The sequence below is a fragment of the Variovorax sp. P5_A3 genome (assembly GCF_056400665.1).
In genome coordinates this window covers 21,353-41,495 of the sequence record NZ_JBFUKW010000014.1, presented here as the reverse complement: position 1 = coordinate 41,495, position 20,143 = coordinate 21,353, and the positions used below count along the sequence as shown (strand labels likewise).

The 20,143-nt window shown below is 63.5% G+C and carries 19 protein-coding genes; 11 read left to right on the top strand and 8 right to left on the bottom strand.

What is annotated here, in order from left to right; genetic code table 11:
* Positions 1 to 4: 4 nt before the first annotated feature.
* From AC1D3B_RS21380 to AC1D3B_RS21370, 3 genes are read left to right on the top strand one after another with little or no spacing between them, the layout of a single operon-like run.
* On the top strand, positions 5 to 766 hold the full coding sequence (locus tag AC1D3B_RS21380) for an SDR family oxidoreductase (RefSeq protein ID WP_478192681.1): 762 nt from the start codon (positions 5 to 7) through the stop codon (positions 764 to 766).
* On the top strand, positions 766 to 1,455 hold the full coding sequence (locus tag AC1D3B_RS21375) for a carboxymuconolactone decarboxylase family protein (protein ID WP_478192680.1): 690 nt from the start codon (positions 766 to 768) through the stop codon (positions 1,453 to 1,455). Before AC1D3B_RS21380 ends, AC1D3B_RS21375 begins: the two co-directional genes overlap by 1 nt.
* A complete protein-coding gene (locus AC1D3B_RS21370) occupies positions 1,456 to 2,418 on the top strand; it encodes a fumarylacetoacetate hydrolase family protein (RefSeq protein ID WP_478192679.1) in 963 nt (320 codons plus the stop codon).
* 496 nt (positions 2,419 to 2,914) lie between these two features.
* On the opposite strand, the gene AC1D3B_RS21365 is transcribed toward AC1D3B_RS21370, so the two are convergent.
* Together AC1D3B_RS21365 and AC1D3B_RS21360 are read right to left on the bottom strand one after the other, a co-directional pair.
* Positions 2,915 to 3,817 (bottom strand): NADP-dependent oxidoreductase, encoded by a 903-nt coding sequence (locus AC1D3B_RS21365; protein WP_478192678.1) that lies wholly within the window; start codon positions 3,815 to 3,817, stop codon positions 2,915 to 2,917.
* Complete coding sequence (locus AC1D3B_RS21360) at positions 3,814 to 4,701, bottom strand: DODA-type extradiol aromatic ring-opening family dioxygenase (protein ID WP_478192677.1); 888 nt, start codon at positions 4,699 to 4,701, stop codon at positions 3,814 to 3,816. The genes AC1D3B_RS21365 and AC1D3B_RS21360 overlap by 4 nt, the downstream gene beginning before the upstream one ends.
* A 141-nt stretch (positions 4,702 to 4,842) precedes the next feature.
* On the opposite strand from AC1D3B_RS21360, the gene AC1D3B_RS21355 reads away from it, so the two are divergent.
* The gene (locus tag AC1D3B_RS21355) at positions 4,843 to 5,742 is read left to right on the top strand and encodes a LysR family transcriptional regulator (RefSeq protein WP_478192676.1); all 900 of its coding nucleotides are present in this window, start codon (positions 4,843 to 4,845) and stop codon (positions 5,740 to 5,742) included.
* A 94-nt stretch (positions 5,743 to 5,836) separates the two neighbouring features.
* On the opposite strand, the gene AC1D3B_RS21350 is transcribed toward AC1D3B_RS21355, so the two are convergent.
* The 5 genes from AC1D3B_RS21350 to mdlC all read right to left on the bottom strand — a co-directional run bounded on the left by AC1D3B_RS21350 (position 5,837) and on the right by mdlC (position 12,758).
* Positions 5,837 to 6,802: a Bug family tripartite tricarboxylate transporter substrate binding protein gene (locus AC1D3B_RS21350; protein ID WP_478192675.1), complete on the bottom strand. Its 966-nt coding sequence runs from the start codon at positions 6,800 to 6,802 to the stop codon at positions 5,837 to 5,839.
* A gap of 49 nt (positions 6,803 to 6,851) precedes the next feature.
* Positions 6,852 to 8,537 carry an FAD-dependent oxidoreductase gene (locus tag AC1D3B_RS21345; protein WP_478192674.1) on the bottom strand — a complete coding sequence of 562 codons (1,686 nt, stop codon included), beginning with the start codon at positions 8,535 to 8,537 and terminating at the stop codon, positions 6,852 to 6,854.
* A 115-nt stretch (positions 8,538 to 8,652) separates the two neighbouring features.
* Positions 8,653 to 9,618 (bottom strand): Bug family tripartite tricarboxylate transporter substrate binding protein, encoded by a 966-nt coding sequence (locus AC1D3B_RS21340; protein WP_478192673.1) that lies wholly within the window; start codon positions 9,616 to 9,618, stop codon positions 8,653 to 8,655.
* 23 nt (positions 9,619 to 9,641) lie between these two features.
* The gene (locus tag AC1D3B_RS21335) at positions 9,642 to 11,093 is read right to left on the bottom strand and encodes an aldehyde dehydrogenase (RefSeq protein ID WP_478192672.1); all 1,452 of its coding nucleotides are present in this window, start codon (positions 11,091 to 11,093) and stop codon (positions 9,642 to 9,644) included.
* Positions 11,094 to 11,129: 36 nt separating this feature from the next.
* Positions 11,130 to 12,758 (bottom strand): benzoylformate decarboxylase, encoded by a 1,629-nt coding sequence (gene mdlC, locus AC1D3B_RS21330; protein WP_478192671.1) that lies wholly within the window; start codon positions 12,756 to 12,758, stop codon positions 11,130 to 11,132.
* 86 nt (positions 12,759 to 12,844) lie between these two features.
* Here mdlC and AC1D3B_RS21325 point away from each other — a divergent pair, with 86 nt between their 5' ends.
* Positions 12,845 to 13,759, top strand: a complete 915-nt coding sequence (locus AC1D3B_RS21325) for a LysR family transcriptional regulator (protein WP_478192670.1) — start codon at positions 12,845 to 12,847, stop codon at positions 13,757 to 13,759.
* A 27-nt stretch (positions 13,760 to 13,786) separates the two neighbouring features.
* On the opposite strand, the gene AC1D3B_RS21320 is transcribed toward AC1D3B_RS21325, so the two are convergent.
* Positions 13,787 to 14,734: a LysR family transcriptional regulator gene (locus AC1D3B_RS21320; RefSeq protein WP_478192669.1), complete on the bottom strand. Its 948-nt coding sequence runs from the start codon at positions 14,732 to 14,734 to the stop codon at positions 13,787 to 13,789.
* Positions 14,735 to 14,854: 120 nt separating this feature from the next.
* On the opposite strand from AC1D3B_RS21320, the gene AC1D3B_RS21315 reads away from it, so the two are divergent.
* The 6 genes from AC1D3B_RS21315 to AC1D3B_RS21290 are packed head-to-tail and all read left to right on the top strand — an operon-like array spanning position 14,855 to position 19,978.
* On the top strand, positions 14,855 to 15,460 hold the full coding sequence (locus AC1D3B_RS21315) for a nuclear transport factor 2 family protein (RefSeq protein ID WP_478192668.1): 606 nt from the start codon (positions 14,855 to 14,857) through the stop codon (positions 15,458 to 15,460).
* Positions 15,461 to 15,476: 16 nt separating this feature from the next.
* On the top strand, positions 15,477 to 16,487 hold the full coding sequence (locus AC1D3B_RS21310) for a Bug family tripartite tricarboxylate transporter substrate binding protein (RefSeq protein ID WP_478192667.1): 1,011 nt from the start codon (positions 15,477 to 15,479) through the stop codon (positions 16,485 to 16,487).
* Positions 16,488 to 16,498: 11 nt separating this feature from the next.
* Positions 16,499 to 17,704: an FAD-dependent monooxygenase gene (locus AC1D3B_RS21305; RefSeq protein ID WP_478192666.1), complete on the top strand. Its 1,206-nt coding sequence runs from the start codon at positions 16,499 to 16,501 to the stop codon at positions 17,702 to 17,704.
* Between the two features lie 16 nt (positions 17,705 to 17,720).
* Positions 17,721 to 18,566, top strand: coding sequence for an intradiol ring-cleavage dioxygenase (locus tag AC1D3B_RS21300; RefSeq protein WP_478192665.1), 846 nt, complete (start codon positions 17,721 to 17,723; stop codon positions 18,564 to 18,566).
* Complete coding sequence (locus AC1D3B_RS21295; RefSeq protein ID WP_478192664.1) at positions 18,563 to 18,862, top strand: Dabb family protein; 300 nt, start codon at positions 18,563 to 18,565, stop codon at positions 18,860 to 18,862. The genes AC1D3B_RS21300 and AC1D3B_RS21295 overlap by 4 nt, the downstream gene beginning before the upstream one ends.
* A 30-nt stretch (positions 18,863 to 18,892) precedes the next feature.
* On the top strand, positions 18,893 to 19,978 hold the full coding sequence (locus tag AC1D3B_RS21290) for a maleylacetate reductase (RefSeq protein WP_478192663.1): 1,086 nt from the start codon (positions 18,893 to 18,895) through the stop codon (positions 19,976 to 19,978).
* Positions 19,979 to 20,143: the final 165 nt, after the last annotated feature.

Below are 20,143 nucleotides of genomic sequence, written 5' to 3'. Positions count from 1 at the left end.
TCCTATGACAGACAAACGCGTTGTAATTACCGGTGGTGCCGCGAACATCGGATTGGCGATCGCCAAGGCGTTCGATGCCGCCGGCGACCAGGTTTTCATTTGCGACATCGATGCCGAAGCGCTCGCGCAAGCGATGCAGCATGGCCGCTTGAGCGGCGCCGTGTGCGACATCACCGATCCCGGGCAGGTCGAGCGCTTCTTCGCCGAGGCGGTCCGAGTCATGGGCGGCATCGATGTCCTGGTGAACAACACCGGGGTGCCCGGCCCGACAAAGGCCCTGGAGGATATCGAGCCCCACGAGTGGCGCCAGGTGTTGGATGTCAACCTCACAGGTGCCTATCTGATGTGCCGGGCGGCCATTCCGCATCTCAAGGGGTCCAAGGAAGCGTCGATCATCTTCATGTCCTCGGTATCGGGACGGATGGGACACCCCAACCGCAGTCCTTACTCGACCTCCAAGTGGGGCATCGTCGGCCTCATGAAGACGCTCGCCAGAGAGCTGGGCAAGTATGCGATCCGATGCAATGCGATCCTGCCCGGCGCGGTCGACGGCGAGCGTTCGAGAAAAGTCATCCTCGCCAGCCTTGGCAGGGAAGTGGACGATGTCGAGGCAGCGGTGAGGGAGGGTTTGGCCTCGCGTCAGTCCATCCCCCAGTTGGTACCGATGGAGGCAATCGGAGACCTGGCTGTCTACTTGGCGTCGGATGCAGCCAAGCTGATCTCCGGACAGTCGATTCCCATCGACGGCGACATGAGGGCGGGGTGATGCCGATGCTGGACTCTCTTGCTGATTCTCTGCGCTCGAACGATCCCGAGTTCGCTCAGGCGTTTGTGAAATTGACAGCAGGCGATGCTGGAACGGGTCTGACGCCAAAGCTGCGCGAACTGACTTCCTTCGCGCTCAACATCGCCGTCAGCCACCTGAATGAAGTCTGGGCCAAGCACCATTTGCTGGCTGCGGTGGCACACGGCGCGACCCGCGAAGAGCTCCATCAGGTCTGCCGGCTTGTACTGCTTATCGGCATCCACTCTGTCACTCTGGCGGCCCCTTTTCTCGTGGAGGGGTTCGCAGACGCAGCATCCTCTCCCTTGTCTTCCAGCCAGCAGGAAGTTCGTGACGACTTCATCGCCGAGCGCGGCATGATTCCGGAGCCGCTCGACGCACTGATCAGACTGGATGCCGATTTCGTCGATGCGTACCGAGGGCTCTCGGCTCTTCCTTTTCGCGGCCCCTTGTCGAACAAGGATGCCGAACTGGTCGTCGTGGCGTTAGACGCCTCAGTCAACCACATGTTTGCACCGGGATGCAGGCACCACATCCTGGCGGCCCATCGCGCCGGCGCGAGCTTCGCGGAAGTGCTCGAGGTCCTGAAACTCGCCACCGGCATGGCGGGCCAGGGGACAGCGCTGGGACTGAATCTGATACATGACGCTATTCAAGCAAAGGAGATTTGAATGAAACTGGTCAAGGCCAAACTCGTATCGGGCGTGGAGATCGCTGGTCAATTGAAGGCGGGAAAGATCCATGTCCTGCCCGATAAGATGGACATCCTCGATGTCCTGGCACTCGGTACGGCTGAGAGACAACAGCTGGAGGCGAGTCTCGCGACTGGCCATTGCGTGGAGCTGTCGGCCGTCAAGTTGCAGATTCCGGTGCGCCCGACTAGCCTAAAGGATTTCATGGGCTTCGAGCGGCATTTCGCAGGAGCGCTCAAATGGATGTTTCCCAATGGCGGCGGCCCCGGCGGTGGAAAGGCCGGTGGCCTTCCCGCGAAGCTCTATGAGCGCCCTATGTTCTACGTCTGCGACAACAGCGCGCTGCTCGGCCCCGAGGAGCCGTTGATCATGCCCCCGCGAACCAAGCAACTCGACTGCGAAGTGGAATTGGCCGCGGTTCTCGCCAAGGGCGGCCGAGACCTCACGCCTGAACAGGCGCGCGAGGCCATCGGTGGATACACCATTTTCCTTGACTGGTCCGCTCGCGATATCTTGTCGGAAGACGCGCTCGCTCCTACCAAGGGCAAAGACTGCGGCAACACGCTGGGCCCCTGCGTCGTGACAGCCGATGAAATCGAGAGGTACCGCGTGGGCGATCGGCTGAAGGTACCGATGAAACTGTCCCGCAATGGCGAGGTGATCGGCGAGGGGGACACGGAGGAATCGATCTATTCGATCGAGGAGATGATTGCCTACGTATCCAGGGGAGCGACGGTATTGCCGGGCGATGTGATCGCCATCGGTACCGCGCCGCAAATGTGCTGGGTGGAGCACTGGGGCAATAACGGCGAGGCGCGGCCTGCGCCGATCGCTCCCGGAGACGTGATTTCGATGGAGGTTGCAGGCATCGGTTCGATGGCCATCTCGGTGAAGGCGTCCGCCCCCTTCGTGGAACTTCCGCCGGCACGTAGCTACCTCTAGGCTGGCGGGACCTGGCGAGAAGCCTATGCGGAGCAGGAGAAAGGCCGTCTGGCGTCGGTGTGTCCGTTCATTTGGACCGCACGCGCTTCCCTAAGGTCATGCGGGCCGGGCCAAGGCCGCCGCTCTCGCTGCCACCCCGGGACAAGCCCAGTGACCCACTACGCCAGCATCTGCTCGCGGATCGAGTGGCCTCTTAGCGGCCTGGCTTGTGATCGATCTCAAAATGGGCGGCCGTCTGTACGAAGCTGCATTCGCCGAATTCGTTCGGCTGTATGACACGGGTTCGCGAAGCGCAATCACCTGTATGACGCCGTTCGCCGATTTTGCGAGCGGGGTCAGATGGTTCTTGCGTTCGAAGGTCTGGTCGGCGCAGGCAAGCATCCCAGATTTGCCGTGATTGCTTGCATCGGAAAGCTCCTGACAAAGCTTAATGCCGTGGTCAAAGAACGCGGCCTGAATGCAGCGCTGAATCGCAATTGCTTTCGAGACTGGCTGCTCAGTGCCTCAGCACAACTTTTCCTTGCGCGCCGGCTGCAACCTCGTTCTGAGCTTCGCGGATCTGCTCCAAGGTGAAGGTCCGTGCGATAGGGATGACCAGCAGGCCACGTGCGGCGGCATCCAGTACCGCGTCAAGCGTGGCTCCGTCGGTGTGGTGATAAAGCTCGTGAATGTTCACGCGGTCGTCCGCGTTGGCACCCTCGGGCACCGGGACGATGCTGGCGACTTGTCCGCCGTCGCGGACCAGCGCGATGAGGTGGCCTGCCACGGGTGCCGCGGCGCTGATGGCGAAGTCGAACGTGGGCATTGCAGGCGGAACGGTGATGTCGAGCGCCTCGCCAGCAAGTTCACGCGCCTCGGCGAGCCGTTCGTGTCGAACGCCTGCCACCGGCGTAGCACCGAGCTGCCGTAGGTATTGGATAGCGGCACGTCCGACGGCGCCCAGGGCTCCGGAAATCAGCACGCGATCGCCGGCCTTGATACCGAGTGCATCGACGGTCTGCCGTCCCGTGAGACCTGCCTTCACGAGCGCCGCTCCCTGCTCGAAGCCAAGGCCTGCGGGCAGCTTTGCGATCGAACTGGCGGGGACCACCCCATACGCGGCATGCGCACCCCTGCCATTTGCCGCGAAGTCTGCGACGACACGGTCTCCGATCAGCCATCCGGTGACGCCCGCGCCCAATTCCGCAATCGTGCCGGCGGCGTCACCGCCCAGGATGGCGGGCAACGGGAGCGGGATGTATTGGGCCATGAAGCCCTGCCGCAGGATGAGGTCGAATGGATTGACAGCCGACGCGGCGATCTTGATGAGTACCTCGCCTGGCCCGGGCTTGGGCGTCGGCACTTCTTCGATCGAGAATTGATCGACGCCGCCGTAGGATTTCAAAAGCGCAGCCTTCATTGCATTTCTCCGGAAGTTGAATGTCGCCCCTGCGAAGGTTTCGGGTCGACGGTGCGATCGGCGGATGAGGTAGGAAAGCCGAATCGAAAGCTCGATGCGGTCAGGCCGCCAGCAAAATCCGTCTGGTGATAAGTGGTGGCTCCTGGCTCGTCCCAGGCCGCGCCCACAGCGACCATCAGCGGAAGCAGATGGTCCTCCCGCGGGTGGGCGATACGAGCTGAGGGCGCGGCTTCCCACCGCATCAGCCGTGCTGCCAGGTCATCCGATGAGGCTTGGACGAGCGTCTGCTGCAGCCACGCATCGAATTGTCGGGAGGGCTCGTACGCGCTCGTGTCACGCATGAGTCGCAGGTTGTGGAAGCTGAGGCCGCTCCCGACAATGAGCACGCCCTCGTCCCGCAACGGCGACAGGGCTCTCCCGGCGGCGAGGTGCAACGCGGGATCGAGGCCGGCGACCAAGGACAACTGGACGACGGGCACGTCCTCATCGGGATACAGCGGCTTCAGGATGCTGAACGTGCCGTGGTCGAAGCCGCGCGCGGGGTCGGACCTCGCGTCGAGGCCGTTGGTGCCCAGTAGCTCCGCTACACGCTGCGCAAGCGTCGGAGAACCCGGCGCGCCGTACTTGATTCGATACAGGTATTCGGGAAAGCCGTGGTAGTCATACACCATCCCGGGATGCGGATTCGAAGAGACCGCGAAACCCGGTTCTTCCCAATGACCTGAGATCACCAACACGGCCTTGGGCGCGTCACGGAGCTCCGCGCGCATGGCCACCAGGGATCGTTCGAGCTGGGCGAAGCGGTGGCGGAATCCGTCGGTCATGAAAGGCCAGGGGCCGCCGCCGTGGCTGATGAAATAGGTCGGGAGTCTCGGATCGGACATCTTGCGTTGCTCAAACCGCTCGCGCGATCTATGACCGGGCCGGCCAGCGTTGGAATTTCTGATGCCGCAAGGATCGTGGTCCTCAACTGGTTGATCAACCCATAATCAGTGGATGGATCATTTCCTGTATGTTGATGATGTATGGACACCTTGACCAGCCTGCGGGTGTTCAGCGTCGTGGCGGAACTGCGAAGCTTTGCCGCTGCGGCCAAGCGCCTGAACCTCTCACCGGCGATGGCCAGCAAGCATGTGATGAACCTGGAGAGTCGCCTCGGGAATCGCCTGCTCAATCGGAGCAGCCGCCGTGTGAGCCTGACCGAGGTTGGTGCGCTCTACTGCACTCAGGCCCTGCACCTGCTCAACGGCCTGGACGAGGTGGAGGCGGCGATCGGCAATGTCACCCAGACGCCACGCGGAACACTCCGGCTGAGCGCCCCGGTGTGGACGGCCAGTCCCAGCTTCACGAGCCTGTTGGCCGAATACGGGCGACGCTACCCCGATGTGTGCCTGGACATGGACCTGAGCGGACGGATCGTCAACCTCGTGGACGAAGGCCTCGACCTCGCCCTGCGCGCGACGGCGCCCGAACGCCTCGACCCGGGCCTGGTCGCGCGTCCGCTCACGCAGATCGAGTTCTGCCTGATGGCATCACCTGACTATCTGCGCAGGGCCGGCTGCCCCAGGGAATTGTCAGACCTCAATGGGCACGCCCTGCTTCGCTACAGCGGGATGGGGGGCAACGAGGGCGTCGTGCTAGGCGGCCCGGATGATCGCCAGACCGTGACGTTTCGTACCGTGATGCAGAGCGAGAACGAAACGCTCCTCCATCTTGCTGCCCTCCAAGGCATGGGGCTCGTCTTCCTGCCGACCTGGATGGTCCAAGCGGATGTCACTGCCGGACGGCTGCAGATCGTCCTTCCAGGTGCATTGAATTTCACCTTGACTCTGCACGCTGTATACCCAAGTCGGAAGTTCCTGTCCCCCAAGGTCCGCACCTTCATCGACTTCATCGCCTCAAAGGGTTCGTTCGCCAGCGGATGATCGAGCACCATCGGGTCAGCCTCAGGCAGTACGGCATTTCGGCAGGACCGCCGTGGACCGGGGCTCAGCACAGTCTTCACGCGCTTGGCGCCCTTCAATCCAGCTGCACCCCGGCTCGCTGTGCCACCGCTCCCCACTTGGCAAAGTCTTCGCGGCTGAGCTGCTGTGCTTCGGCAGTGGAATTGGCTTCAACACGCAGATCCATCTCCGCGAGTCGAGATTTCATTGCGCTCGTGTCGAGCGCGGCCCGTACGTCGCGCTGAATCTTGTCGACGACCGGCAGCGGCAGGCCCGCAGGTGCCATGAGAGTCTCATGGAAGGTCGCGTCAAAGCCAGGATGGCCACTTTCCGCCACTGTCGGCACGTTTGGGAGCACGCCTGACCGTTCCGCTCCGGAGACCGCAATTGCGCGCAGCTTGCCGCTCTGGATATGCGGCAACACCACGGACCCGACGATGAAGCCGCAGTCGACGGTGCCTGACATCACGTCCAAAGCGGCCGGTCCTGGCCCCTTGTACGGCACGTGAGTCAGTTTGGTGCCAATGGTGGTCTGCAGCATTTCCATCGTCATGTGGCTCGGCGTTCCTGCACCGCCGGACGCATAGGTCCGGGAGGCCGGCAACTTCGCGAATTGCTTGAGGGAAGAAATGCCAGCAGCCGGATTGCAGACCAGCACTTGGTTGAAGCTCGCGAAGTAGGTGACAGGCTTTAGCGAGCGCCGTAGATCGAAGCTCATCCGCTTGTAGAGGTGCGGATTGATCGTGAGTACCGTGTCCGGTCCGACCAGCAAGGTGTGCCCGTCCTTCGCCTGCGCGACTTCCGCCGCGGCGAGATTGCCACCAGCGCCCGGCTTGTTATCGACGACCACAGGCTGTTTCCAAGCGGCCTGAAGCGCGGGCTGGATCAGCCGCGCGATGACATCGCCTGGGGTGCCGGGCGGGAACGCTGCGACGAGGCGAACGGGCCGGGTCGGCCACTCCTCGGCGCTCGCTTGGGACACCATGGCGCACGTCACGGCGATGGCCGAAACTCGGAAAAGTTGGGCAGGGATGAGCTTCATATGTGTCTCTTTTCTTATGGATCGGATTGGCAGTCTCTGGGCGGCCGTCCTATTGGCCGGTCAATTGTGCGAGCACCGCGCGCGCGCCGTCCGCGGTGGTTCCGCGCCACGCGACGATCTGGTCAGGACGGATGAGCGCGAGCGGTGTTTCGTAGAGCGACAAGAGGGAAGGCTGCGGTAGGCGCACCACGCGCAGGTCGACTGCCAAGGCATCGGCCGCAGATTCAAATGCCTCTGTGGAAGGCGGCTGTGGCCCGAGCGCCAAGAGCGTCCATTCGGAATGGAGCAGGTCGAACAATGAGCGTCCGTCCTCGATCCATGCATGCGGCGGGCGGCCTCCTGGGCTGGCGGTGGGTTTATAGCTGTTGGGCTCGTCAGGCGGTAGGGCCGCGCCGTCGCGGATGATGATGGGCGATTCGTCGTAGCGCCCGCCGAACGTCACGCCGGGGATGTTGAATTCGAGGCGCGCATGTTCGTTGAAGTGGCGGCTCGCCCGCTGGCGTTCTGTCGCGCCCCTTTCGGAGTCCTCCTCGAGTTCGGGCTTGGCCGTAAACAGCCCGACCGAGTCGGCGAAACGCCTCGCATAGGCGGTGTTGCGCTCGGCCAGCGGCTTGCGTTCTGCCTCGTAGCTCTCCAGCAGCGAAGTCGGCGAATGGCCCCGAACCACACTGGCGAGCTTCCAGGCGAGGTTCACCGCGTCTTCCACAGCGGTGTTGTAGCCCAAGCCGCCGGTCGGCGTGAAAAGGTGCGCGGCATCGCCCGCGATGAACACCCGGCCTTTTTGGAAGCGTTGTGCCACGAGCGCATGGCCTGCGAGCCAGGTGCCCATGGACAGAATCTCGATGGGGACCTCGGTGCCCACGGCTTCAGCGAAAACGCGGCGCGCGTCGACCTCGGTCCATGATTCGGCATCTTCGCCCGGGCGCAGGGCCGCGTGAAAGGCATATTCGGCCACGCCATCGACCGAAGCCATAAAAGCTCGTCGCTGCGGATTGACCGCCACGTACATCCAGGCCTTGGGGTGACGGAGCACCGAGACAAACTGCGGAGCGCGCAGGTAGATCGCGAACATCTTGCCGCCCATGAACTCGCGCTGGATGCCTGTCACTCCGCCCCATTCGATGCCAAGTTGCTGGCGCACAAAGCTGCGGGCGCCGTCTGCGCCGATGAGAAACTTCGCCTGCACCTCTTGCGCCGGGCTGTCGTCGGTCGGCCGGATCGTGGCGTTGACCGCTCTACCCAGGTCGCGGAAAGCCTCCAGCTTCCACCCATATCTCACGTCCGTGGACGGCCATTTCTGAGCGTGGCGACGCAACGCTTCCTCGACGAACTTCTGCGACACGCGATGAGGCAGTTCGGCTGCGCTCCAAGAGCCCGTCATGCGCTTGACGTTGACGGTGGCTTCCGCGGCGGTGGGAAGGCTGATGCGCGCCAGCTCTTGGCGAGCGAAACGGGTCAGATAGACGATGTCCGTTGGATGGTCCGCGGGCAAGCCGAGCGCACGAATCTCTTCAGCGAAGCCTAGCCGCCTGAAATGTTCCATCGTGCGGGCTTGCGTCGCATTCGCTTGGGGATTGAAAGCGGTGCTTGGCTTGGCGTCGACAACGAGGCAACGGATGCCGCGACGGCCGAGTTCGTTTGCGAGCATCAGGCCGCACGGGCCGCCTCCTGCGATCAACACATCGGTCTCGATGACAGGACGCCTGTCTGCGGCAGGCTGAAGGGGGGCAATCATTGGGTCTTCCTATGAGATACGGGACCTGGTGGGCGGCGCCAGATGTAGCGCGACGCCGCCGAGCAGACGGGAATGAGAGGAACTGGCGCGGTACCATCTACCGCCGGGCTTTGCATCAATCGGCGCGAATTCCGCGTTCCTTGATCAGGGCTCCGAACCTCTTGGAGTCCAAGGCGCCCTTGTCGCCGAACTCTGCCGGTGTGAGTGGCTCCGGGACATTGCCCAGGGCTTCGATGCGCGCGCGCACTTCGGGCGTTTTGAGCGCACGATTGACTTCAGCGTTGACCTTCTTGATGACGGATTGCGGGGTCCCGGCAGGCGCGTAGAGCCCGAAGACTGTATCGGCATCGAAGCCTTTGAGTCCGAGTTCATCAAGCGTCGGCACGTCCGGTACCAACGGCGCCCGCTTGAGGCTGCCCACCGCAAGCATGCGCAGCTTGCCCGTCTTGACATGCTGGATTGCAATCCCCGGGTCGAACAGGAAGTCGATCTGGCCCCCGAGCAAATCAGTCAATGCGGGCGCTGCACCCTTGTAGGGCACGTGGATCGCCGATGTGCCTGTCTGTATCGTCATCATCTCTGCGGCGAGGTGGGGCGAACTTCCATTACCGGGCGAGCCGAACGCGCGCTTGCCTGGATTCGCCTTCAGGTCCGCGATGAGGCCCTTGAAGTCCTTGACTGGGCTGTCCGCTCGGACGACCAGATAGAAGGGGACGAGCGCGACCGATGCAACAGGGACAAGGTCCTTTGCCGGATCGAAGGTCATCTTCGGGTAGATGTGCGGATTGATCGAAACCATGCCGCCTGAACTCATGAGCAGCGTGTAGCCGTCAGCGGGGGCCTTGGCAACGAACTCGCCACCCAGGTTGCCGTTCGCGCCACCCTTGTTTTCAATCACGACAGGCTGGCCCAGCGCTTGTTGAAGCGGCACGGCGACCACGCGTGCGAGCTGGTCCGCGGCGCCGCCTGGCGCAAAGTTGACGATGACCCGGATGGGTTGCTTCGGCCAATCGTCGGCTTGCGCGGTTGCGCACAAGCCAAGACTGAACAAAAGAGCTGTGATTTTCAGCAGGAGCTTCATGGGTATGTCCTTTCGGCTTGCGTTCAGAACGGGTAGTGGCGCTCGGTGGTCTGCACCGTGAGCCATCTCAATTCGGTGAAGGCGTCAATGCCGGCGCGACCGCCGAAGCGGCCGTAACCCGAGTCCTTCACGCCGCCGAAGGGCATCTGCGCCTCGTCGTGCACCGTTGGGCCATTCACGTGGCAGATGCCGGAATCGATGCGATTGGCCACATCCCAGGCGCGCGCGATGTCGCGCCCGAACACGGCGGACGAGAGACCGTAGGGGTTGTCGTTGGCGATGGCCACGGCTTCGTCCACGCCGTCCACGCGCACCACCGGCTTCACAGGTCCGAAACTCTCCTCGTGATAGATGCGCATCTGCGGCGTCACATGGTCGAGCAGCGTCGCAGGCATCAGTGTGTTCTCGGCCTTTCCGCCGCATACCAGCTTCGCACCCTTGGCGAGCGCGTCGTCAATCAGGGCGTTGCAGCGTTCGACCGTGCTCGCATCGACCACCGAGCCGAGCACCACCGGGCCCTTGCGCGGGTCGCCCAGCGGCAGCTTCGAGGCCTTGGCAGCGAGCCGTTCGACGAATTCGTCCGCGATACGACGGTCGACCACGATGCGCTCTGTGCTCATGCAGATTTGCCCGCTGTTGGCGAACGCACCGAAAGCTGCGCCGTTGACCGCTGCGTCGAGGTCGGCGTCGTCCAGCACTACGAGCGGCGCTTTGCCGCCCAGTTCGAGGATGGCCGGCTTCAGGTACTTCGCACATGTCTGCGCAATCAATTTTCCGACTCGGGTCGAGCCGGTGAAGTTGACTCGGCGAAGGGCAGGGTGCGCGACGATGGCCTCGACCACTTCTGCCGCGTCTGCGGGTGCATTGGTCACGAAGTTGACGACGCCGGGCGGGAAGCCCGCATCTTTGAAAGCCTCGACGATCAAGCCATGAGTGGCAGGGCTGAGTTCCGAGCCCTTGAACACCACCGTGTTGCCGCAGGCCAGTGGCGTCGCGATGGCACGCACGCCCAGGATGACCGGTGCATTCCACGGTGCGATGCCCAGCACGACTCCTGCGGGGCGGCGCACGCCCAGCGCCAGGCTGCCCGGCACGTCCGAGGGAATGACTTCGCCGCTGATTTGCGTCGTGATGCCGGCCGCCTCCTGCAGCATGCCGGCCGCGAGATGGATGTTGAAGCCGGCCCATGGTGCAGCCGCGCCGGTTTCAGAAGCCATAGCCTCGGTCAGTGCCTGTGCCTTGGCCTCGAGTGCATGCGCCGCCTTGAGCAGCAGGGCCCGCCGCTCGCCAGGGCCCGTGCGGGACCACGCCGGAAATGCCGCTGCCGCGGCCTCGACTGCTGCCACTGCGTCGGCGCGGGTGGCCGCCGGCGCCGAGGTCGCAACCGAGCCATCGAGCGGATTGCGACGCTCGAAGGTCGCGCCGTTGGCGGCCTGGCAGGCTTCGCCGTTGATCAACATCGAAATAGTGCCCACGGGCTTGTCTCCTTGAAATGAATCGTGATGGGGGGTTTAGGCGACCTCGACTTCGAGCAGCGTCGGGCGGGTCGCCGTCAACGCTTGCTTGAATGCCTGCCGGAACTGCGCGGCAGTCTCGACGCGCAGCCCTTGCATGCCCTGAGCTGTGGCCAGCGCCACGAAGTCCAGGTCCGGGAGGTCAGTGCCAGGGATCGGCTCGTCCGGTCGGTAGCCGAAGATGCGCGCGAACTCATGCAGCGCGGCATAGCGGCGGTTCTTGAGGATGACGGTCGTCACTGGCAAGCCCAGTTGCGCCGCACTCCAAAGCGCCTGGATCGCGTACATCGCGGAGCCGTCGCCGATCAACGCGATGACCCGCGCGTTCGGCTTGCCCATCGCAACGCCCATCGCCGCCGGCAGCCCGAAGCCCAGGCCGCCGCTGCACATCGTGTAGAAGGTCTCCGATTCGAAGATCGGCAAGTGGCCGTGCATGACGGGCCGCGCGCTTGGCGCCTCTTCGACCACGATGCTGTCGCGAGGGCGCAGTTCGTTGAGCGTCTGCAGGACCCAGTCCACAGGCAGACGTTCTCCCAGTTCCGGCTCCGCCACGCGCGGCGGTCTCACATGCGGCGGCGGCGTTTCGCGCGGCCGGGGCGCGCTGAGTTCCAACAGGTCGCGCAATCCGAGGCGGATGCTGCTGACCACGGAGGTGCCGGTCGGTGCCCGTGCCGCGACCTGAGGGTCGTCGGTGAGTTGGACCAACTTCGCCCCTGCGGGTAGATGCGGTCCGTTTCCTTCCACGTGATAGGTGAATGCGGGCGCGCCCACCGCAAATATCAGGTCATGCCCGGCCAACCGCTCGACGACGCGCTCGCGCATCGGTGGCAAGAAGCCCGCCCACAGTGGATGGTCCTCAGGGAAACTGCAGCGCCCCGACATCGGCGCAACGTAGACGCGTGCGTTGTGCCGCTCGGCCAGGCTCACCGCCTCGTCCCACGCCCGGTCGCGGTCCACGGCCGCGCCGACCACGAAGGCGGGCGCGCGGGCGCCATCGAGCGCTTGCGCCACACGCGCCAGAAGGTCGGGGTCTGCTCGAAGGTGGCGGCTGACTTCCCGCGCGTCGACCGGCAAGGTCTCAACTTCCCAGTCGTCCGAGGGAATCGAGACCAGCACCGGGCCACGCGGTGGCGTCATTGCGATGTAGTAGGCACGTGCGATGGCCAGCGGCACATCTTCGGCCCGCGCGGGTTCGACGCTCCACTTCACGTAAGGTTTTGGCAGATCGGGCGCCTGCGTGGACCCGAGGAAGGGATCGAAGGGCAGGATGGAGCGCGCCTGCTGACCGGCGGTGATGACCAGGGGCGTCTGATTTTTATAGGCGGTGAAGATGTTGCCCATCCCGTGGCCAACGCCGGCTGCGGAGTGCAGATTGATGAACGCGGCGTTGTGCGTCGCCTGCGCGTAGCCATCCGCCATGCCGACGACCACGCATTCCTGCAGGCCGAGGACGTAGCGGAAGTCGTCCGGAAAGTTCATGAACAGGGGCAACTCCGTCGAGCCAGGGTTGCCGAAAACAGTCGTCATGCCGAAGGCGCGCAGCAGCCTGTAAACGGCGTCGCGGACGGCCAAGGGGCGGGCCGCTGCGGTTGTCTCCACCACAGCAGGCTCGGCGCATTGATCCATGAATGCTCCTTTGTTGATGCCCCTCAGTGTCTGAACCTTGGTCATATTCATCAATACAATGAACTGACTATCGAAAAATCCACCAAATGCATAAAGACTATCTGGATATGAACCTGCTTCGCTTGTTCGAAGCGGTTTACCGGCTGGGAAGCGTCAGTCTCGCAGCGGAGGCTCTGGCGCTTTCGCAGCCAGCGGCGAGCCAGGGGTTGACGCGCCTTCGAATCGCGCTAGGCGATGCGTTGTTCGTGCGCGCGAATGGGCGCATGCGACCGACCCTCAGGGCCGAGCGATTGGCCGAGGTCGTACAGCCGGCGATGGTCTCGATCCAAGAGGTCCTGAAATCGGAGGACACCTTCGATCCATCGCGCTCGCGCATGACGTTGCGGATGCACATGAATGACATCGGAGAAGCCCGGTTGCTACCCGAGTTGATGGCGGCGCTGCATCGTGAGGCGCCGAACATCCGTGTTCACACGACGCCATTTGCTCACGCGGAAATCGCCGACGCGCTGGAAACCGGAGCAATTCACTTCGCGCTCGGCTTTCTGCCCTCGGTCAACGGAGTGGAGAGAGTTGAATTGCTGCGGGACCGCTACACGGTCGTCGTGCGCGCTGGCCACCCGATGGCGTCAGCCTCCCGTGGGCGGATGACCATTGGTGCCCTACGGCGGCTGGAATACGTGGCCGTTCGCTCGCACTCCGAGACGCTGCGCATCCTCCAGCAACTCGGTCTGGACAACCGGCTGGTACTGACATCGGCGCACTTCCTCGCGCTCCCGTCAATCATCTCGCGCACCGATCTGGCGGTCGTGATGCCCGAGGCGATTGCGCGCCGCTTCGTCGACGCCAAGAGCTACGCGCTGCTTCCGGCCGAACTCCCGCGCAGCGCGTTCACGGTGTCGCTCCACTGGAGCCGGCGCTTCGAGTCAGACCCCGCTCATCGGTGGATCAGGCGCCTTTTCATCGGCCTTTTCGAGACCAACAAGAAGCCTGCGGGCTGAAACCGTGCCAGGACCTCCTGGAGGGGGCTACTTCTTCGGCGCGGCACCGCGCAGGCCCATGTAGCTGGTCCACTTGCGCTCGTAGTCGTTGCGCTCGAACTCATCGACCATGAAGTCGATGAAAGACCGGACCTTAGTAGGCAGATGCTGGCGGCTCGGGTACGCAATGTTGATTTGCAAACGCGGCAGGTCCCACTCGTTCAGCACGGGCACCAGACGCCCTGCGACGATGTCGTCGTAGACGATGTAGTTCGGCTGCACCAGGATGCCCATGCCGTCGAGCGCGGCGGCGCGCAGTATCTGTCCATCATTGGATTCAAGCAGCCCTTGTACCTGGATGACTTGGGTTACGTCACGCAACGTCAGTTTGAGCTCGTGCCACTTGTTCGCAAGAACATACAGCAGGAAGTGGTGCTTCGTCAGGTCCAGCGGCTCCTGGGGCACGCCGTGAGTGGCCAGATAGTCCGGTGAAGCGCATAGCACGCGCCGAGTGCTCGCCAGGCGACGAATGGTGATGTTGCTGTCGGACTCGAATTCCCGCGTGCGAATGGCTACATCGATGCCGCTGTCGATCATGTCCATGTAGCGATTGGACGCTTCCAGGTGCACCCTGACGTTGGGGAAAAGCTGGTGATACCGCCGCAGGCGAGGGGCGATCTGATGCAGCGAAAACGACAGGGACGCACTGACCCTCAGCACGCCCGAAGGATTGAGGTTCTGAGTTTGCAGTGCCGCCTCGGCGTCCTGCAATTCGGCAAGGGCCCCCCGGGCGCGCTCATAAAACTCCTGACCCTCGGCAGTGAGATAGAGCCGCCGCGTGTTGCGTTCGACGAGCCTCGTCTTGAGGCGGTTCTCGAGCGCGCTCAGATAGCGGCTCGCCGCGGCATTGGACAAGCGAAGCGCTTCTGCAGCGCGGCCCATGCTTCCGCACTCGGCGATCTGGACGAAAAGCTCTAGCTCGGTAAAACGATCCACTTTTCCGGAAATCGAAAATCTAATTTGCCAAAGTAGAAGTTTACCTTCACGTATTGAAAAACTAAAGTCTTCTGCCGCCCTCTCAAGAGGGGCGCGCGGCTGATTCCCAAAGGAGACAACATGAGTGACACGCTGAAGAACGAACTTGAAATCCGTCAGATGGTCGAGCGCTGGGCCGTCTGGCGCGACGCCGGCGATTGGGAGCGATTCGCGACCGTCTGGCATCCCGAAGGGGTGATGATGGCCACCTGGTTCCAGGGCCCCTTTGCGGACTTCATCCGCGTCACCAAGGAAGGTTGGGCCAAGGGCGTGAGCATCCTTCACTTCCTCGGCGGCTCGTCGATCGAAGTCCAGGGTGACCGCGCCATCGCGCAGACCAAGATGACCATCTCGCAGCGCGGCGAAGTCGATGGCGTCCTCTGCGATGTCGTGTGTACCGGCCGCTTCTACGACTTCGTCCTTCGCCACGAAGGCGAATGGAAACTGCTGCACCGCCAGCCCATCTACGAGAAGGACCGCATCGACCCAGTGGACCCCTCCGCGACAGTATCGCTGGACCAAGGTGCGCTGGCCACGATGCCCGAGGGCTATCGCCACTTGGCGCTGATCCAGACGCGCATCGGCTACACCGTCAAAATGGACATGCCCATGCTCAAGGGCGAGGCTGTTCAAGCCCTTTATCGTCGGGGTGCGGCCTGGCTCGCCGGTGGCGCGCTGGAACGCTGAGTTCAGGACCCGACCAATGAAAACTGGGGAGAACTCCTGCATTCGTGCGCACGTAGGCCGTCGCAGCGTTCTGGCGACGGGTGCCGCTGCCGTGATGTCGAGCATGCTGCCTGTTGCATGGGCGCAGGACAAATGGCCAGTGCGGCCCATCACCATCGTCGTGCCCTTCACGCCCGGCACCAGCATGGATGTGCTGGCCCGAAAGATCGGGCCGCAGCTTTCGGCGTCGCTCGGCCAGCCCGTCATCGTGGACAACCGCGCGGGCGCCAGCGGCAACATCGGAACGGGATTCGTCGCGAATGCCCACGCCGATGGCTACACGCTGCTCATGACAGTTAGCACGCTGGTCATGAATCCGAGCCTTTTCAAGAGCGTGCCCTACGACCCAATTCGCAGTTTCGCGCCCATTGGTCGCGTCGCCGTCGGCTCGCTGGTTCTCGCGGTCAACCCGGAGCTTCCGGCCAAGTCGCTCGACGAGGCCATCAAGTTGTGGAAGGCGAACCCGGACAAGTACACCTACGCTTCGCCGGGCAACGGAACGCCGCAGCACCTGGCCATGGAACTGTTCAAGCTCAATGCCGAGGTGAGCCTGCGCCATGTGCCGTACAAAGGCTCGGCCGGGGCCATCACCGACCTGCTGGGCGGCCACGTCGACGCGATGATCCTGCCGGCCAATACGGCGCTAACCCACAAGGCCGCCGGCAAGCTCCGGGTTCTGGCCGCGCTCAACGACAAGCGCCTGCCCGTGATGCCGGACGTGCCCACGTTGTCCGAGCAAGGCGTGCACAAGTCGGAGGTCGACCTGTGGTTCGGCTTGCTGGCGCCCGCACAAACGCCGCCTGCAGTCATCGCGCGCATCAACGCTGAAATGGCGAAGGCATTGAAGACGCCCGACGTGCGCGACGCGCTCGACAGCCAGGGATTGACCGTGAGCCCGAGCACGCCGGAAGAACTCGGCAAGCTCGTCGCTGACGAGAGCGTGCGCTGGGCCAACGTCATCAAGGCCGCCCGGATCACCGCGGACTGACCAGGAACGTCATGGACAAGAAGAGCGAATTCATCATTGCCGGCGCTGGCATCGGAGGGCTTGTTGCTGCAGCGAGCCTGCTGCAGCGAGGCTTTCGGGTACATGTGTACGAGCAAGCGTCGCAATTGGCCGAGGTCGGTGCTGGTATCCAGTCCAGCGCAAATGCTGTCAAGGTCTTGTACGACCTGGGCCTTCGCGACGACCTTGAGAAAACGGCGGTTCGTCCGCGGAGCTTCGAGTTCCGCCGCTTTGACATCGGCGACGTCATGCACAGCATTCCGCTCGGCGATGAGCATGAAAAGCGCCATGGGGCGCCGTACTTCCACATCCATCGCGCGGACCTGCACGAGCTCTTGGTGCGCGCCGTCCTGAGGCTGGCTCCCGATTCGATCACACTCAATGCGAGGGCGACCGGATTCGAGGAAACAGCTGACGGCGTCACCCTGCTGCTGGCCGATGGCACACGCGTGCGCGGCGACGTTCTGGTGGGGGCCGATGGCATCAAGTCGGCCATCCGAGCGCAAATCCTGGGGGAAACGCCGGCAACCTACACGGGCGACGTAGCGTGGCGAGCTGTCGTTCCCATGGATCGCTTGCCCGCGGACATCATGGAGACGGTGTCCACTGTTTGGTGCGGCCCGCACAAACATGCCGTCATGTACTACCTGCGCGGCGGCACGCTGATGAACTTCGTCGGCCTGGTGGAGCACGCGCAGCCCGAGACCGAATCGTGGACGCAGAAACGACCCTGGGCCGACCTCAAGGCAGACTTTGAGGGCTGGCATCCGACGATCCAGACCGTGATTGATGCCATCGACAAGGATGGCTGCTACCGCTATGCGCTCAACGACCGGTCGCCTGTGGACCACTGGAGCACAGACCGTGTCACGCTTCTGGGAGATGCGGCGCATCCGACCCTTCCATATCTCGCCTCCGGCGCGGCAATGGCCATCGAGGATGGCGCCGTCCTGGCGCGCTGCCTGGATGGATTCGACACCCCAAGCGAGGCACTGAAAACGTACCAGGACCTCCGCACCGACCGCACCGCGCGCGTCGTCCGAGAATCCGCGGGGAACCGCGACCTGTACCGGATCGAGGATGAGAACGAGATGCGCAAGGCGTTCCATGAAAAGAACATGAACAAGACCCGGTCAGAGTGGCTCTATGCGTACGACCCCCTGACCGTCCCATTGCCGCAGTCCAAGCCGGCTGCTTGATTCGGAGGAAACTCAAATGCGCAACCTGAATCAGGACAACATCACGCAGGCGGTCATCGCCAGTTTCGCCGGCACGACGGACGCGCGCCTCAAGGAAATCATGACGCGGCTGGTCCAGCACTTGCACGCCTTCGCCCGCGAGGCGAAGCTGACCGAGGCGGAGTGGATCAAGGGCATCGACTTCCTCACGCGATGCGGCCACATCACTGACGACAAGCGGCAGGAGTTCATCCTGCTGTCGGACGTCCTGGGCTTGTCCATGCTCACGGTTGCGATGAACAACGACAAGCCCGACGGCTGCACCGAAGCCACCGTGTTCGGGCCATTTCACGTCGCCGGTGCGCCGCGGTACGAACTCGGTGCCGATATCGCGAATGGCGCCAAGGGAACCCCTTGCATCGTGGAAGGCACTGTGCGCGGCATAGACGGCAAACCTGTGCCGTATGCCGAGCTTGACGTATGGCAGTCCGACGAGGATGGCCTCTACGACGTGCAGCACGTAGGGCTCGCGCAAGCGCAGGCGCGGGGCATCTTGACCGCCGACGAGGAAGGACGCTTCCATTTCCGTTCAATCGTCGCCGTGCCGTATGCGATCCCGCACGATGGCCCCGTTGGCGAGATGCTCGAAGCGACTGGTCGGCATCCTTGGCGCCCCGCCCACCTTCACTTCATGGTGACCGCGCCGGGCTATGAGACCCTTATCACCCACGTGTTCCGCAACGAGAGCGACTACTTGGATTCGGATGCCGTCTTCGGCGTGCGGCAATCGCTCGTGTGCGATTGGCAACGGCAGCCTGACGGCACTTACCGGCTCCTGTACGACTTCGTGCTGAAGCCGACTGCGGAGTCGGCGACGCGATGATCCGGCACATCGTCATGTGGAACGTTCGCGGCGAGAGCGTCGAAGAAAAGACCGCCAACATCGAAACCCTTAAGCGATGTTTCGAGAAGCTGCGCGGCCGGATTCCTGGCCTGCTCAAGCTGGAGATTGGCGTGGACACGAGCCGCGTCGACTACGCATGCGACGTGGTGCTGTACAGCGAGTTCGAGTCGCAGGCTGCGCTGAGCGCCTACGGGACGCATCCTGAGCACGCGCGGGTCCGACAGGAAATCGGCGACCTTCGGATCGCCCGCTACCAAGTGGACTACGCCCCTTGAGCATGGCCTCAATCGCAGAAAGGAAAGCACGTGCATGATTTCATCCATGTAGGCCAGCCAACGCGTGTGGTGTTCGGAGCCGGTTCGCTCGCCCATCTTGAACGCGAAATCGACTTGCTGGGCGCGAAGCGCGCGCTGCTACTGTCCACGCCGGAGCAGGCCGCCCAGGCTGCGAGCGTGGCGGAGCGCCTGGGCGCGCGCGCCGCCGGCGTCTTCGCGCGTGCCGTGATGCACGTGCCAATCGAAACCGCTCGCGAGGCGCGCGAGGAAGCCCGACGTCTCCAGGCCGATTGCGCCATCGCCATAGGGGGCGGGTCCACTATAGGCCTGGGCAAGGCTATCGCGCTGGAGTCAGGCGTGACAGTCCTGGCGATTCCGACGACCTATGCCGGCAGCGAGATGACGCCGATCTACGGTATCACCGAGGCGGGCCTCAAGAAAACCGGCCGCGACCCGCGCGTGCTTCCACGCACGGTGATCTACGATCCGGAACTGTCCGCCACGCTGCCTGTTGCGCTCAGTGTCACCAGCGGCATGAACGCCATTGCGCATGCCGCGGAGGGCCTCTACGCGCAGGACAGCAATCCCATCATGGACTTGATGGCGGAAGAGGGCATCCGTGCGCTCGCGCAGGCCATTCCACTGGTGCGGCAGCGTCCAGGCGATATGGGCGGGAGGTCCGACGCGCTCTACGGCGCTTGGCTGTGCGGCACGGTGCTGGGTAATGTCGGCATGGCGCTGCACCACAAGCTCTGCCATACGCTGGGGGGTAGCTTTAACCTTCCCCACGCGGAAGTGCACGCCGTGGTGCTGCCGCAGACCATCGCCTTCAACGCCGGCGTCGCACCGCAAGCGATGCAGCGCATCGAGCGAGCCCTCGGCATTCAAGGAAAGTTGAGCGCGGCTGCTGGCCTGTTCGACCTGGCGCAAGCCAATGGCGCGCCTGTCGCACTGCGCGACATCGGGATGCAGGCGAGCGACATTGACCGCGCCGCCGACATCGCGGTCAGCAATCCGTATTGGAATCCCCGTCCCATCGGGCCCGGCCAGCGTGCCGAGGTGCGCGAACTGCTGCAGCGGGCCTTTGAAGGCGTTCGGCCCGATCACGCGGGCTGACGGAAACGCGCGGTCCGCGCGCGTCTCACAGGATCACGAGGTCTGTCAGTCCGCAGAAATTGCGATCGATCCGTACGTGACCCACCGCAACGCTATTCCCAAGCCTTTTATCTGGACGCCAGCACAACCGACACCCTGGCCGAGGTCACGCGAGCCAAGCCCGGG